Here is a 14,711-nt window from a genome sequence, read left to right as displayed (position 1 = left end):
TGACGGGTTTGTGATAGGCTGCTGCCCGCAGGGAGCGAAAATCAAGAACCGGAGGCGCAAAGCCCCATGGAAAGCTGGTTCATCCTGGCCGCGTCGCTGGCCTATCTGCTGTCGCTGTTCGCCATCGCATGGTACGGCGACCGGACCGGCCCCCATGGCAGCGAGCGGCGCACGCCCTGGCTCTACGCGCTGAGTTTCGGCGTCTATTGCACCTCCTGGACCTTCTACGGCGCGGTCGGACGGGCGGCGACCGGGGGCTTCTACTTCCTGCCGATCTATATCGGGCCGATCCTGATGATCGGGCTGGGCTGGCCGGTGCTGGCCCGCATCGTCCGGGTGGCGAAGTCGGAGAATGTCGTCTCGATCTCGGACTTCCTGTCGGCGCGCTATGGCAAGAGCCGCAGCCTGGCGGCACTCGTCACCGTCGCCGCGGTGATCGGGCTGCTGCCCTACATCGCCCTGCAATTGAAGGCGATCAGCGTCAGCTTCGAAATCCTGGCCGGGGCGTCGCTGGGCACCGACCTCAGCCAGATGCCGGGCGGGACGGCGCTGATGGCAGCGCTGCTGATGGCGGCCTTCGCCATCCTGTTCGGCGTGCGCAGCGTGTCGGCCAACGAACATCACCGCGGCTTGATGATGGCCATCGCCGCGGAGTCGGTGGTGAAGCTGGCCGCGGCACTGGGCGTGGGCGGGGCCATCGCCTTCTCCGTCTTCGGCGACCCGGCGACCTTCTTCGACGCCGCCGTCCGCCATCCGGGCTTTCTGGAACTGATCCGGATGGACAGCATCGGCACCGACTGGTGGGTGGCCTGCCTGCTGTCGGGGCTGGCGATCCTGTGCCTGCCGCGCCAGTTCCACGTCGCCGTGGTGGAGAACACCCATGGCGGCGACGTGCGGTCGTCGGCGAAGCTGTTCCCGGCCTATCTGGTCGCCATCAACATCTTCGTCCTGCCGGTGGCGCTGGCCGGGCTGATGCTGTTCCCGGACGGCACGACGAACGCCGACACCTTCATGGTGTCGATCCCCTTGAGCCAGGGCTGGCCGTGGCTGGCGCTGGCTGCCTTCATCGGCGGTCTGTCGGCCGCCACCAGCATGATCCTGGTGGAGATGGTGGCGCTCAGCACCATGATCTGCAACGATGTCGCCGTCCCGCTGCTGATGGCGCTGCGCCCGGACGACCGGCGGCTGCGCGACGATCCGGCGGGGATCCTGCTGCTGGTGCGGCGGTCGGCGGTGATCGTGCTGGTGCTGCTGTCCTACGGCTGCTACCGGCTGATCGGTCCGGCCTTTCCGCTGGCAACCATCGGGATGATGAGCTTCACCGCGGTGGCGCAGTTCGCCCCGGCCCTGCTGGGCGGGCTGATCTGGAGCCGCGCCAGTCGCAGCGGCGCCTTCGCCGGCATCTGCGCCGGATTCATCGGCTGGGCCTACACCATGCTGCTGCCGTCCTTCGCCGACGCCGGATGGCTGGCCTCCAGCGCCCTGCGCGAGGGGCCGTTCGGCCTGACCGGCCTCAGCCCGGTGGCGCTGGCCGGCATCGCCGGCATCGACCCGCTGACCAATGCCGCCCTGTGGAGCCTGGGGCCGAACCTCCTGCTGTTCGTCGTGGTCTCGCTGCTGACCCGTCCGTCGACGCTGGAGCGCCAGCAGGCCGCCCGCTTCATGAGCCTGCGCCGCGCCTCCGATGGCGAGCCGCATGGGCCGCGCGGCGCCACGCTGGCCGACCTGCACGATCTGGCCCTGCGCTATGTCGGACAGTCGCGCGCCGATGCCGCCTTCCGCCGCTTCACCGGCGTGGACGACGGCGACCTGCGCACCGCGCTGCTGATGCGCACCGACGGCGAGGCGATCCAGCTGACCGAGCGTCTGCTCGCCGGGGCCGTCGGGTCGGCGTCGGCCCGAGTCGTGGTGGCCGGATTGCTGTCCGACCGCCGGCTGTCGCGCACCGACGCGCGGTCGATCATCGACGAAGCCTCGCGCGCCATCCTGAAACAGCACGAGCTGCTGCGCGCCACCGTGGAGAATGTGCCCCAGGGCATCGCCGTGTTCGACGAGGACTGGCGCGTCGCCACCTGGAACAACCAGTTCGTCGTCCTGCTGGAACTGCCGGACGGCTTCGTCCAGGTCGGCACTTCGTTGCAGGACATCGTCGGGCTGATCGCCCGGCGCGGCGAATATGGCCGCAACGGCGAGATCGAGACCCTGCTGGAGCGCCGGTCCGATCCGCGCCGCCGCAACAAGCCCGACGTATATGAGCGGGTGCGACCCGACGGCACGGTGCTGGAGATCGCCACCAACCCGATGCCGGGTCAAAGGCCCGGTGGACGGCCCGGCGGCGGCGGCTTCGTCGCCGTCTACACCGACGTCACCGAACGCCACCGCGCCGCCGCCGCCCTGCGCGAAGCCAACGAAACGCTGGAGCGCCGCATCGAGGAGCGCACCCACGCCCTGTCGGAGGCGAAGGCGGAGGCCGAGCGCGCCAACCGCGGCAAGACCCGCTTCCTGGCCGCCGCCAGCCACGACCTGCTGCAACCGCTGCATGCCGCCCGGCTGTTCCTGTCGGCTCTGGGCGAACGCAACGGCGACAGCGCCATCCGCCAGATCGACACCTCGCTGCGGTCGGTGGAAACGATCCTGGGCGACCTGCTGGACGTGTCGAAGATCGACAGCGGCGTGGTGAAGCCGAACCCGGTGCCGATGCGGATCGAGGAGTTGCTGAAGCCGCTGGGCGAGGAATTCACCGTGCTGGCCAGCCGCCATGGGCTGGGGCTGCGGGTGGTCGACTGTTCCGCCATCGTCCGCAGCGACCCGACGCTGCTGCGGCGCATCCTCCAGAACTATCTCGCCAACGCGGTGCGCTACACCCGCACCGGCCGCATCCTGCTGGGCTGCCGGCGGCGGGACAATTTCTTGTCCATCGAGGTGTGGGACACCGGCCCCGGCATCCCTGAACACAAGGTGCCGGAAATCTTCATGGAGTTCCGCCAGCTCGACAACGACGGCGACGATCGGGGCGACCGCGGCAAGGGGCTGGGGCTTGGTCTCGCCATCGTCGAGCGTCTGGCCGGCATCCTCGGCCACACGGTGCAGGTGCGCTCCAAGGTCGGGCGGGGCAGCGCCTTTTCCGTGCTGGTGCCGCTGACCGACGAGCCGGTCGCCGCCCGTGCCGTCGTGGTCCGCCCGCGCGGCCGCGACCTGCGCGGCGTGCTGGTTCTTTGCCTGGAGAACGAGCCGGCCATCGCCCGCGCCACCGAGGATCTGCTGTCCAGCTGGTCCTGCCGCGTCGTCACCGCCGTCGCCCCCGACCTTGCGCTGGCGAAGCTGGAGGGGCGGACGCCGGACGTGATCCTGACCGACTACCACCTCGACCGCAGCCTGACCGGCGTGGAGGCTTTGCGGACCCTGCGCGCCTCGCTGGGCAGCGACATCCCGGCCGCCGTCGTCACCGCCGACCGCGACGCCGCCGTGCGCGAGGACATCGAGGCGGCCGGCTGCCGACTGCTGTACAAGCCGGTGCGTCCGGGCGCATTGCGGGCATTGCTGGGCCAACTGCTCGCCGAAAGGCAGCGGATGGCCGGTTAGCCGCACCGAAATTAAACCGCATAGAAATTGAGATTATTGACGGTTGAGACGCGGAGCCATACGGTTCCGGGGCATCGACCGTCACGGCCAGCCTTGGAGCTTCCGGTCAACGGACTCCACGATCCGAACAGGCCCCGTCAGGCAGGATGCAAATACTGGGGAGGCGCTTTGCGGCTTCGTCCGGAACCGTCGGGAGGAAAAGGTTCCGCAAAAGGACGCAGCGGCGGCGCCGACGACAGGTATTGACGTGCAATGACGGAACGAAAGGATTGCCCTTCCATGGTGAATCCCACGGCGGCAAATTCCACGACACATTCGACTGCGGAACTTGAGGCGCTGCTGATGCAGCGCCCGCTGACCGACGCCGAGCTTCAGGCGACGGCGGAAGCGGCGGCGAATTTCCGCATCCTCCCCGATGCCACGGTGATCAAGATCGGTGGACAGAGCGTCATCGACCGCGGCCGGTCGGCGGTCTACCCGCTGGTGGACGAGATCGCGGCGGCGCGCAAGGCCCACAAGCTGCTGATCGGCACCGGCGCCGGCACCCGCGCCCGGCACCTCTACTCCATCGCCGCCGGCCTCGGCCTGCCGGCGGGCGTGCTGTCGCAGCTCGGCGCCTCGGTCGCCGACCAGAATGCCGCCATGCTGGGGCAGCTCCTTGCCAAGCACGGCGTCTCCGCGGTGGACGGCGCCGGGCTGTCGGCGGTTCCGCTCTATCTGGCGGAGGTGCATGCCGTGGTCTTCAGCGGCATGCCGCCCTACACGCTGTGGATGCGTCCTCCGGCCAACGGCGTCATCCCGCCCTACCGCACCGACGCCGGCTGCTTCCTGGTCGCCGAGCAGTTCGGCTGCAAACGGATGATCTATGTGAAGGACGAGAACGGGCTCTACACCGCCAACCCGAAGACGTCCAAGGACGCGACCTTCATTCCGAAGATTTCGGTCGACGAGATGAAGGCGAAGGGGCTTCAGGATTCGATCCTGGAATTCCCGGTGCTCGACCTGCTGAAGGCCGCGCGCCATGTCCGCGAGGTGCAGATCGTCAATGGTCTGGTCCCCGGCAACCTGACCCGCGCACTCGCCGGCGAGCATGTCGGCACCATCATCACCGCGAGCTGAGGAGCCGGGACATGTCCGAGACCATCACCACCATCAAGCATGTGGCCTCGCCGCTCGCGCGGCAGACCCTTCTCAACGACGACCTGACCCGTCCGGTCGCCGGCGGCCGGCCGATCGCGCTGCTGCCCTGGCTGCATGTGGTGAAGATCGGCGGCCGGTCGATCATGGACCGCGGCCGTGACGCGATCCTGCCGGTCGTCGAGGAAATCCGCCGCATCCTGCCGGAACACCGCCTGCTGATCCTGACCGGAGCCGGCATCCGCGCCCGCCATCTTTACAGCGTCGGGCTCGATCTCGGCCTGCCGGTCGGCTCGCTGGCGCCGCTGGCGGCGAGCGAGGCCGGACAGAACGGCCATATCCTGGCCTCGCTGCTGGCACCGGACGGCGTCTCCTATGTGGAGCATCCGACCATCGCCAGCCAGCTGGCCGTCCATCTGTCGGCCGCCCGCGCGGTGGTGGGCAGCGCCTTCCCACCCTATCACCATCACGAATTCCCGACCTCGCGCATTCCGTCCCACCGGGCCGACACCGGGGCCTTCCTGCTGGCCGACGCGCTGGGGGCCGCCAGCCTGACCATCGTCGAGGATGTGGACGGCATCCACAGCACCGATCCCAACGGTGCGGACGGTGCCGCGGCCCGTCTGCTGCCGGAGATCACGGCCGCCGATCTGGCCGCCCATGACGGTCCCCTGCCGGTGGACCGGGCATTCGTCGAGGTGCTGGCGAACGCCCGCCACATCACCCGCGTCCAGCTGGTGAACGGCCTGGTTCCGGGACGGTTGACCGCCGCGCTGCGCGGCGAGCATGTCGGCACCATGATCCACACCGGCGCCTGCCGGAATTGACGGCCAGGGATTGAAACCAGGGCAGCGGGCGTGCCGGCAGCGATCCGGTGCGCCCGCCTCTACTCCACCGGCGGCGGCGGTACGGCGGACAGCGCCAGTTGGCTTGCCAGCACGGCGGCCTGGGTGCGGGTCAGCACGCCCAGCTTGCGCAGGATCGTGGTGACGTGCGCCTTCACCGTCGTTTCGGCGACGTTCATCTCATAGGCGATCTGTTTGTTCAGCTTGCCTTCGGCGATGCCGGCCAGGACGCGGAGCTGCTGGGGCGTCAGGGTGGCGGCGCGCTGCGCCGGGTCGGGGGCTTCGGTTTCGGGGCCGCCGTTGATCTCCGGCAGCCACAGCTCGCCGTCCAGCACGGCGTGGATCGCCTCGACGATCTGGGTGTTCGGCGCCGATTTGGGCACGAAGCCGGAGGCGCCATAATCGATGGAACGTTGAATCGTCACCGGATCCTCCGATGCCGAGACCACGATCACCGGGATCGCCGGGTGTTCGGACCGCAGCATCATCAGGCCGATCAGGCCGCTCATGCCGGGCATGTGCAGGTCCAGCAGGATGATGTCCGGCGGCTCCCCGGTGTCCAGCAGCGGCTTGATCTGGTCGAACCGCGACGCTTCCAGAATCACGGCGCCGGCAATCGCCTGACCGATGGTCTGGGTCAAGGCGGTACGCATCAGCGGGTGGTCGTCGGCAATCAGGATGCGGTGCGACATTGATTTTCCGAGAATGGAATTTCCGGACAAGGATAGTCCGGGTTTAAAACGGTTCCACCAGTATCCCCTTGCAGCCACCCGTTGACAACTGCGCCCAATGCCGCGCGTCGACGTTTCCGGAGGATTTTCCCCTCATCCGTCCGCGGACGGAATGGCACCGGCGCTGGTGCGTTCGTGGATGGCCTGACGGCGGAAGCGGTACAGCTCGGCCGGCCGGCCGCCAGTCTGGCTTTCATACTGGCCGGTGGGCTCGACGAAGCCGCCGGTGATCATCAGGCGGCGGAAATTCTGCTTGTGCACCCGCTCACCCGACAGCGCCTCCACCACCAGCTGGAGCTGGTGCAGGGTGAAGGTCGGCGGCAGCAGTTCGAACACGATGGGGCGGTAGCGGAGCTTGCCGCGCAGCCGCTCCAGCGCGGTTGCCAGGATGCGCCGGCCGTCGCGCGCCATCGGCCGGCCGAGCGCGCGCGGCATCGGCCCGCCGGCCGACACCGACGGGTCGATCCGGGCGGCGAGGTCGCGGTCGCGGAAGGACTCCACCACCAGCCCGGCCTCGTAGAGCAGTTCGAACCGCTCCAGCACGCGTTCCATGTCCCAGTCGGCACCGTCCAGGCCGAAGGCCATCTGGGCGCGTTCGGCCCGGCGCAGCCGGGTCTCCTCGTCGGGGGCCGAGGCGATCCAACCGCCGAGTGCCGGGGCGATCACACCGTCCAGCAGCGGCGGGCGCTGGTCGCGCCAGTCCTCCCACGGGAAATGGTCGTAGAGATCGCGCCATTCGGCCGAGCCGTCGCCGCCCAGGGGACCGTCCCGGACCAGCGCCAGATAACCGACCACGACCGAGCGCGGACCGCCGAACAGCTCGTGCGGGTCACGGTAACGGTCGCCGAAGGTGTAGAGCTGCTCGACATAACGGAGCGTCAGGCCCGACAACCCCTCCGCCACCGCGCGGACGCCGTCCTGCAGGGTGCGGAAACGGTCGGGCTCGAAGGGCGCGCCGGGCAGCGCGTCGCGATGCGGCAACGGCTCGTCGCCGCGCCGGTGGTTGTCCGGCACGGTGAAGCCGCTGCGCACCGTCACGACGCGCGGCGTCCCGCCGGTCACCGCCACGATGGCGACCGACAGGCCCAGTTGAAGCGATTGTGTCACGGAGCGCCCCTCTCCTTTCGAAGAGGGGGCGTCCGACGGTGTGGGATCAACGCTTGTCCAACGGGACGAAGGAACGGGCGGCGTGGCCGGTGAAGAGCTGGCGGGGGCGGCCGATCTTCTGGGCTGGATCCTCGATCATCTCCTTCCACTGGCTGATCCAGCCGACGGTGCGGGCCAGCGCGAACAGCACGGTGAACATGCTGGTCGGGAAGCCCATCGCCTTCAGGATGATGCCCGAATAGAAATCGACGTTCGGATAGAGCTTCTTCTCGATGAAATACTCGTCCGACAGGGCGATTTTCTCCAGCTCCATCGCGATGGCCAGATGCGGCTCGTCCTGGATGCCCAGCCGGTCGAGGACCTGATAACAGGTCTCGCGCATGATCTTGGCGCGCGGATCGTAGTTCTTGTAGACCCGGTGGCCGAAGCCCATCAGGCGGAAGCTGTCGTTCTTGTCCTTGGCGCGGCGGACGAACTCGGGGATACGCTCCACCGAGCCGATCTCATCCAGCATCTTCAGCACGGCCTCGTTCGCACCGCCATGGGCCGGACCCCACAGGGCCGCGATGCCCGACGCGATGCAGGCGAACGGGTTGGCGTGCGACGAGCCGGCCAGACGGACGGTGGAGGTCGAGGCATTCTGCTCGTGGTCGGCGTGCAGGATGAAGATCTTGTCCATCGCCTCGGACAGGACCGGATCGACCTTCCATTCCTCGCACGGCGTGCCGAACGTCATGTAGAGGAAGTTCTCCGCGTAGGACAGGTCGTTGCGCGGATACATGAAGGGCTCGCCGACCGTGTATTTGTGGGCCATGGCGGCCATGGTCGGCATCTTGGCGATCAGGCGGTGCGCGGCGATCTTGCGCTGCACCGGATCGAAGATGTCGGTGGAGTCGTGATAGAAGGCCGACAGGGCGCCGACGACGCCGCACATGATCGCCATCGGGTGGGCGTCGCGGCGGAAGCCGCTGTAGAACTTGGCCAGCTGCTCGTGCACCATCGTGTGGTAGGTGATGGTGCGCTCGAAATCGGCCTTCTGCTGCGGGTTGGGCAGTTCGCCGTTCAGCAGCAGATGGCAGACCTCAAGGAAATCGCAATTCTCGGCCAGGTCGGCGATGGCATAGCCGCGGTGCAGCAGGATGCCCTCGTCGCCATCGATGTAGGTGATGGCCGAATCGCAGGCGGCGGTGGAGGTGAAGCCGGGATCGTAGGTGAAATAGCCGGTTTCGGCGTAGAGCTTGCGAATGTCGATCACGTTGGGACCGGTGGACCCGCCGAGCAGCGGCAGCTTCAAAGTCTTGCCGGTGGCGTCGTCGGTCAGCGTGACGGTGCCGACCTGGGTCACATCGCCATGCGGCGTGTGCTTGCTCGATTCCATGACCTTTTCACACTCCTTGCTGGCCGGCTGGGCGGCGGCTCGCGGCCACCGCTGCCGGACCTTGGTGGTTGGCCCGACTTTGGCACGCATTGTTACTGCGCGCTCCGGCACCCTGCAGGGCGCCGCGCCGTCTTCTCCCGGTCTCCTTGGATGGAGACGTCTTCCTTCAACCCTCCGAAGGATAGGCCGGACGCGGAACACGCACCCGTCCTGGTCGTTGACTCCTCCGGAAGATTGTAGAGGCAGAAGATAGCAGAGGACATCATGACCGACACGCCTCAAACGCGCACCCCCTCCGAAGGAATGCCCCAGCCGAAGAAATCCGGCGCGAAATCCGGGGCGGACACCCATGATCAGACCCCGGCCGGCGAGCGCTCCCCGCGCGAGGACATGACCAAGACACCGGGCGACGGCACGTTGCAGGACGCCACCCCGGCCGGACTGTCATCGAAGGAACTGCGGGAGCGCGCCGAGGATACCGACGGCTCGACCCAGCCCGGCACCGGCTGACGCCGGTTCCGGACAGCCGCGGCGCACCGGCCTAAGCCCGCCGGCCTCACACCACTGGCCGCGGCGCGCCGGTGCGCTCGCGCAAGCTCCGCTCCAGCCGCGCGGCCTCGCGCAACAGGACCGGCAGAAGCCGGGCCGCCCGATCCCTGTCGCCGTTGCGGCAGAGAACCTCCATGCGCCAGGCGATGTGCATGACCGCCATGCCGCCGAAGCTGCCGGCGAGACTGGACAGGTCGTGCGCCTCCTGGGCCAGTGCGCGCAGGTCGACGGTGCCGGCCGGCATGGCATCATCCATCGCCGACAGCCGTTCCAGCCTGTGCGAGACATCGTCAAGGAAGCTGTCGACGATCAGCGCCAGACTGTCGGCGCCTACCGTTTCCACCAGATCGTCCAGCACCGCCTCGTCCAGCACCTCGCCGTCCTCGCCGTCCTCGCCGCCGCCGTCATCGTTCCCGGCGGCGCTGCCCTTACCGCCTCCACCACCCGCCGCCTCCGCCGCAGCGGCCGGCGGTTCCGCCGTGCCGATCCAGCGATCCAGCGCGGACAGCAGGCCGGCGCGGCTGATCGGCTTGGTCAGATAATCGCTCATCCCCGCACGCAGACACAGCTCGCGCGTTCCGGGCATGGCATCGGCGGTCAGGGCGATGATGGGCAGGCCGGCCAGCGCACCGCCGCGCGCGCGGATCGCCTGGGCAGCCTCCAGCCCGTCCATTCCCGGCATCTGGACATCCATCAGCACCAGATCGATGCCGCCGCGACAGGCCGCCGCCACCGCCTGCTCGCCATTCTCCGCCACCTCCACCGTGTAGCCCAGCCGGCGCAGCAGGGTGGTGGCGAACAGCTGGTTGGTGCGGTTGTCCTCCGCCAGCAGGATGCGGCCGCGGCGGGGCACGTCCTCCACCTTCGCTTCGGCGGACGGAGCGGCAGACGCGGCGGGGGCCGCAGCGGCGAACAGCCCGGCCAGGCAGGCGGCCAGCGAACCCTGGCGCAGCGGACGGTTCAGGGTCGCATGGGCCAGACCGGGCGTCGGTCCGCTTTCGCTGCGCACCGCCGGCCCCAGCGTGACGATCAGCACGCGCCGCGTCCCGATCAGAGCCGGGTCGCCGGCGACCGTCGCCAGCAGCGTATCGCCGCCCATGCCGGGCATGGTCTGGTCGGCCAGCACCACGTCGAAGGGACGGCCGCCGGCCGCCCCGCGCCGCAACGCCTCCAGCGCGTCGGACCCGTTCTCTACACAGGTCGGCCGGGCACCCAGGCTGTCGAGCATCGAGGCCAGCACCCGGCGGTTCACCGCCAGATCGTCCACCACCAGCACGCTGCGCCCGGCCAACGGCTGTTCGGCCGGCGGCAGAGCCTCTTCCGACAGGGCCAGCGGCAGGTCGACCAGGAAACGGCTGCCGATGCCCAGGCTGCTTTCCACCGCGATGCTGCCGCCCATCAGCTCCGACAGCTGGCGGCAGATCGCCAGCCCAAGGCCGGTTCCGCCGAACTTGCGGGTGATCGAGCCGTCCACCTGTTGGAACTTGTTGAACAGGATCGGCATCGCCTCGGCGGGAATGCCGATGCCGGTATCGGTCACGGTGATGCGCAGCACCAGATGGGCGTCGGTGGCGTCCAGCACTTCCAATTCCACCGCGACGGAGCCCCGGTCGGTGAACTTCACCGCGTTGCCGACCAGATTGACCAGGATCTGCCGGATGCGCGTCGGATCGCCCAGCAGGGTGCGGCGCAGCAGCGGATCGATGTAGAAGCCGATCTCGATCCCCTTCTCGTGGGCACGGGGCGTCAGCAGTTCCACCACCCCTTCCACCAGATCGGCGGCGTCGAAGGGCAGCGTTTCGATGGTGACGCGGCCTGCCTCCAGCTTGGAGATGTCGAGGATGTCGTTGATGATGGTCAGCAGCGCATTGGACGAGCTGCGGATGGCCTGGGCGAACTGGCGCTGCTCGTCGGTCAGCGGGGTGTCGAACAGCAGCTCCGTCATGCCCTGGATGCCGTTCATCGGCGTGCGGATCTCGTGGCTCATCGCCGCCAGGAATTCCGACTTCGCCTGGGTCGCCGCCTCGGCACGGGCGCGCAGGGCGTCGGCCTCCTCGCGGGCGGCGTCGAGCCCTTCGGCCAGCGCGCACATGTCGGCGGCCTGGCGCTGCAACTCCGCCTCGAAGCGCTTGCGCTCGGTGATGTCGGTGCGGGTGCAGACCAGCGAGCCGTTGCTGGTCCGGTTCTCCGCCACCACGATCCAGCGGCCGTCGGGCAGCTCCCGCTCGAACGGCGCGCCGGGGTTGCGGTGCTGGGCCAGTTCGGCCTGGATCCAGGTTTCGTCGTTCGGCCCGTCCGGATTGCCGGCGAACTCGCCGTTCGCCACGGCGGCGCGCAGAATATCTTCGAACGGGCGGCCGGGGACCATCAGCGGCGCCGTAAGCGGATGGGCTTCGCGATAGCGCTCGTTGCACAGGATCAGCCGGTCGTCGGCATCGAAATAGGCCAGCCCCTCCGGCACCGCCTCGATCGCATCGTCCAGCGTCTGCTTTGCGAGCCTCAGCTCCTCTTCCGTCAGCTTTTCGCGCGTGATGTCGGTATGGGCGCCGACCATGCGCACGACGCGCCCCTCGGCGTCGCGGATGTGGATGGCGCGGCTGAGGATGTAGACGGTGTGGCCCTGCTTGTGGCGGAAGCGCTGCACCGCCTCGAACTTCGGGATCAGCCCGGTATTGTAGGCGCGGACCCTCTCCAGCGCGGCGACCCGGTCCTCCTCGAAGATCAGGCCGGCCCACATGTCCAGGCTGTTCTCCAGCTCGCCGTCGCGGTAGCCGAGTTGCTCCTTCCAGGTGGGGGAGAACCAGATCCCGCCGCCTTCCAGATTCCAGTCCCAGATGCCGTCCCGCGTCGCTTGGACGGTCAGGTCGAGAAGCTCGCGGTTCGACCGCAGCTCCGCCTCCTCCCGCTTGGCGTCGGTGATGTCCTGGACGACGCCGAGCAGTCCGACCGGCCGGCCGTCCTCCCCACATTCGGCCATGCCGCGGATGAAGACATGGCGTAGCGCCCCGCCGGGCCGAATGACGCGTGCCTCGATTGAAAACCCCTCGCCGGTTTTCCGCGCCCGTTCGACCAGATCGGCCAGAGGCTTGCGGTCGTCGGGGTGGTAACAGGCGCGCGACAGCTCGACAGTCGGCTGTTCCTGCTGCGGCGGCAGGCCCAGGATGCGATAGACCTCGTCGGACCAGCGGCGGGCATCGGTGACGAAGTCGATGTACCAGTGGCCGAACTGGCCGATCTCCTCGGCGAGATTCAGCAGGCGCGACCGGTCGCGCAGTTCCGCTTCCGCCCGCTCGCGACGGGCAACCTCGCGGCGCAGCGTCATCTCGTCCACCACCAGCCGGGCGAGCTGGGCCAGCGTCTCAGCCTCGCGGGCATCGAAGCCGTCACGGGGCCTGTCGTCGATGACGCACAGCGTCCCCAGCTTCCGCCCGTCCGCCACCAGCGGCGCACCGGCATAGAAGCGGATGTGGGGGTCGCCGGTGACCAGCGGATTCCCGGCGAACCGCCGGTCCTTGGTCGCGTCGGGCACCACCAGCACGCCGTCGTCCAGAATGGCATGGGCGCAGAAGGCGAAGTCGCGGTGGGTTTCCGTCGCCTCCAGCCCGGCGCGGCTCTTGAACCACTGGCGGTCGCGGTCGATCAACGACACCAGCGCAATGCGGGTCCGGAAGAAATGCCGGGCCAGCCGGGTGATGTTGTCGAACCCCGGCTCGGGCGGCGTATCGAGGATGCAGTAGGAGTGCAGAACCGCCAGCCGCCCGCCCTCATCGGGCGGCAGAACCGCCGGCACCGGCCCCTCGACCGGATCCGCACTCACGCAGCCGTCTCCCCGGCGCTGCGGCAGTCGGCGCTACGCCACTGCTGGAGCTTGCGGTAGATGGTGGAGGGGCTGATCTCCAGCATCAGGGCGGCGCGCGGCACATCGTCGCCGGTCAGCCGCAGCGCCTTCCGGATCATCTCCTTCTCAACCTGCCACAACGGCTGCACGGCATCGTCCCCGTCCGGCAGGTCGGCGGACGGCGAACCGCAGGAGGCGCAGGAGGCCGCAGAGCCATCCGGGCCGGCCATCGGCGGCAGCATCTCCAGGGTGACCTGCGGCCCGTCGTTCAGGACCACGACGTTGCGGATGACGTTCTGCAATTGCCGCACGTTGCCCGGCCAGTCATGGGCGCGCAGCCTCGCCTCCACCTCCGGCGTGAAGGCAGCCAGCGCCTTCCCCTCCTCCCGCGCATAGTCGAACAGGAAGGAGCGGGCGATCTCGATCACATCGTCGCCGCGGTCGCGCAGCGGCGGCAGGGCCAGCGGGATGACGTGCAGGCGGTAGTAGAGATCCTCGCGGAAACGGGCGGCCTGCACCTCCGCCAGCGGATCGCGGTTGGTGGCGGCGACGAAGCGCACGTCCACCCTCTCCTCCCGGCCGCTGCCGACTGGGTTGACCGTGCCGGTCTGGACGAAGCGCAGAAGCTTGCTCTGCAGAGCGAACGGCATCTCGCAGATCTCGTCCAGGAACAGCGTGCCGCCGTCGGCCAGCAGCGCCGCACCGGGCCGGTCGCCGGCCGCACCGGTGAAGGCGCCCTTCACATGGCCGAAGATCTCCGATTCCAGCAAATCCTTGGGGATCGCGGCACAGTTCAGCGCGACGAAGGCGCCGTCGCGCCTGGGGCTGGCGCGGTGGATGGCCTGCGCCGCCACCTCCTTGCCGGTCCCGCTTTCGCCGGTGATGAAGACGTTGGCCCGGCTGGCGGCCACGCTCTCGATCGTCCGGTAGACCGCCTGCATCTCGGGCGAGCTGCCGATGAAGCCATGGAAGCGCCCTCGGTCCAGATCCTTCCGGTATCCCTCCACCATGCGGGCCAGGGTCCGCCGTTCCAGCGCGTTGCGCAGGGTCAGGTTCAGCCGGTCCGCGTTGAAGGGCTTCACGATGAAATCGAAGGCGCCGAGCTTCATCGCCTCCACCGCCAGATCGATGGAGCCATGGGCAGTGATGATGACCACCGACACGCTTGCGTCGCGGGCATGCAGCGCCTGCAACACCTCCAGCCCATCCATGTCCGGCAATTTCAGGTCCAGGATCACCGCGTCGGGCGGCGAGGCCGCCGCCGCGTCCAGCGCTTCGCCCCCGCGGGTGCAATGCACGACCTCGTGCGCGTCGGCGCGCAGGAACTCGATGTAGAGCTTGGCGAGCGGGACCGTATCCTCGATCAGCAGGATGCGGCGCTTTTTGGGAGAGGACGAGGAGGTGGACGAGGAAGACAAGGGCGGCACTCGGGCAGAGTGGATAAGGCAAGTCCAGTCAGGCAGGCGGCGACACTGAGCAATGCCACAGTGTAACCCGGCCAAGGGCTTGCCGCCAGTCAGGGCAAGCCCACAGACATAGTACCT

The 14,711-nt window shown here is 68.7% G+C and carries 9 protein-coding genes; 4 read left to right on the top strand and 5 right to left on the bottom strand.

All coding sequences use genetic code 11. The annotated features are described in order from the left end of the window. Window positions 1-66 precede the first annotated feature (66 nt). From CRT60_RS04225 to CRT60_RS04215, 3 genes are all read left to right on the top strand, one after another. Entirely contained in the window at window positions 67-3,582 is a 3,516-nt protein-coding gene (locus CRT60_RS04225; RefSeq protein WP_098735210.1) for a hybrid sensor histidine kinase/response regulator, read from the top strand. A 279-nt stretch (window positions 3,583-3,861) separates the two neighbouring features. Next, window positions 3,862-4,701: an amino acid kinase family protein gene (locus tag CRT60_RS04220; RefSeq protein ID WP_098735209.1), complete on the top strand. Its 840-nt coding sequence runs from the start codon at window positions 3,862-3,864 to the stop codon at window positions 4,699-4,701. An 11-nt stretch (window positions 4,702-4,712) separates the two neighbouring features. After that, window positions 4,713-5,546 carry an amino acid kinase family protein gene (locus CRT60_RS04215; protein WP_098735208.1) on the top strand — a complete coding sequence of 278 codons (834 nt, stop codon included), beginning with the start codon at window positions 4,713-4,715 and terminating at the stop codon, window positions 5,544-5,546. 59 nt (window positions 5,547-5,605) lie between these two features. Here CRT60_RS04215 and CRT60_RS04210 read toward each other — a convergent pair whose 3' ends face one another. The 3 genes from CRT60_RS04210 to gltA all read right to left on the bottom strand — a co-directional run bounded on the left by CRT60_RS04210 (window position 5,606) and on the right by gltA (window position 8,780). Further along, complete coding sequence (locus CRT60_RS04210) at window positions 5,606-6,256, bottom strand: response regulator (RefSeq protein WP_098735207.1); 651 nt, start codon at window positions 6,254-6,256, stop codon at window positions 5,606-5,608. A 132-nt stretch (window positions 6,257-6,388) separates the two neighbouring features. Next, window positions 6,389-7,402, bottom strand: coding sequence for an NUDIX hydrolase (locus CRT60_RS04205; RefSeq protein ID WP_098735206.1), 1,014 nt, complete (start codon window positions 7,400-7,402; stop codon window positions 6,389-6,391). Between the two features lie 46 nt (window positions 7,403-7,448). Beyond that, a complete protein-coding gene (gene gltA / locus CRT60_RS04200) occupies window positions 7,449-8,780 on the bottom strand; it encodes a citrate synthase (protein ID WP_098735205.1) in 1,332 nt (443 codons plus the stop codon). A gap of 264 nt (window positions 8,781-9,044) precedes the next feature. Here gltA and CRT60_RS04195 point away from each other — a divergent pair, with 264 nt between their 5' ends. Continuing rightward, window positions 9,045-9,290: a hypothetical protein gene (locus CRT60_RS04195; RefSeq protein ID WP_098735204.1), complete on the top strand. Its 246-nt coding sequence runs from the start codon at window positions 9,045-9,047 to the stop codon at window positions 9,288-9,290. Between the two features lie 46 nt (window positions 9,291-9,336). Here the strand turns inward: CRT60_RS04195 and CRT60_RS04190 are convergent, their stop codons facing one another. Both CRT60_RS04190 and CRT60_RS04185 read right to left on the bottom strand, forming a co-directional pair. After that, a complete protein-coding gene (locus tag CRT60_RS04190; RefSeq protein WP_244592258.1) occupies window positions 9,337-13,146 on the bottom strand; it encodes a response regulator in 3,810 nt (1,269 codons plus the stop codon). Continuing rightward, window positions 13,143-14,585 (bottom strand): sigma-54-dependent transcriptional regulator, encoded by a 1,443-nt coding sequence (locus CRT60_RS04185; RefSeq protein ID WP_098735202.1) that lies wholly within the window; start codon window positions 14,583-14,585, stop codon window positions 13,143-13,145. Before CRT60_RS04185 ends, CRT60_RS04190 begins: the two co-directional genes overlap by 4 nt. Between the last annotated feature and the right edge of the window lie 126 nt (window positions 14,586-14,711).

Origin of the sequence: Azospirillum palustre (assembly GCF_002573965.1) — a bacterium.
GTDB lineage: Bacteria > Pseudomonadota > Alphaproteobacteria > Azospirillales > Azospirillaceae > Azospirillum > Azospirillum palustre.
Note: the sequence above shows the minus strand (reverse complement) of the source record. Positions and strands in the feature narration are given on the sequence as shown.

What these genes read in the sequence shown, in the direction of transcription:
- CRT60_RS04195 (WP_098735204.1), top strand. Translation starts at nt 9,045, where the DNA reads ATGACCGACACGCCTCAAACGCGCACCCCCTCCGAAGGAATGCCCCAG.
- CRT60_RS04215 (WP_098735208.1), top strand. Translation starts at nt 4,713, where the DNA reads ATGTCCGAGACCATCACCACCATCAAGCATGTGGCCTCGCCGCTCGCG.
- CRT60_RS04225 (WP_098735210.1), top strand. Translation starts at nt 67, where the DNA reads ATGGAAAGCTGGTTCATCCTGGCCGCGTCGCTGGCCTATCTGCTGTCG.
- gltA (WP_098735205.1), bottom strand. Translation starts at nt 8,780, where the DNA reads ATGGAATCGAGCAAGCACACGCCGCATGGCGATGTGACCCAGGTCGGC.
- CRT60_RS04210 (WP_098735207.1), bottom strand. Translation starts at nt 6,256, where the DNA reads ATGTCGCACCGCATCCTGATTGCCGACGACCACCCGCTGATGCGTACC.
- CRT60_RS04220 (WP_098735209.1), top strand. Translation starts at nt 3,862, where the DNA reads ATGGTGAATCCCACGGCGGCAAATTCCACGACACATTCGACTGCGGAA.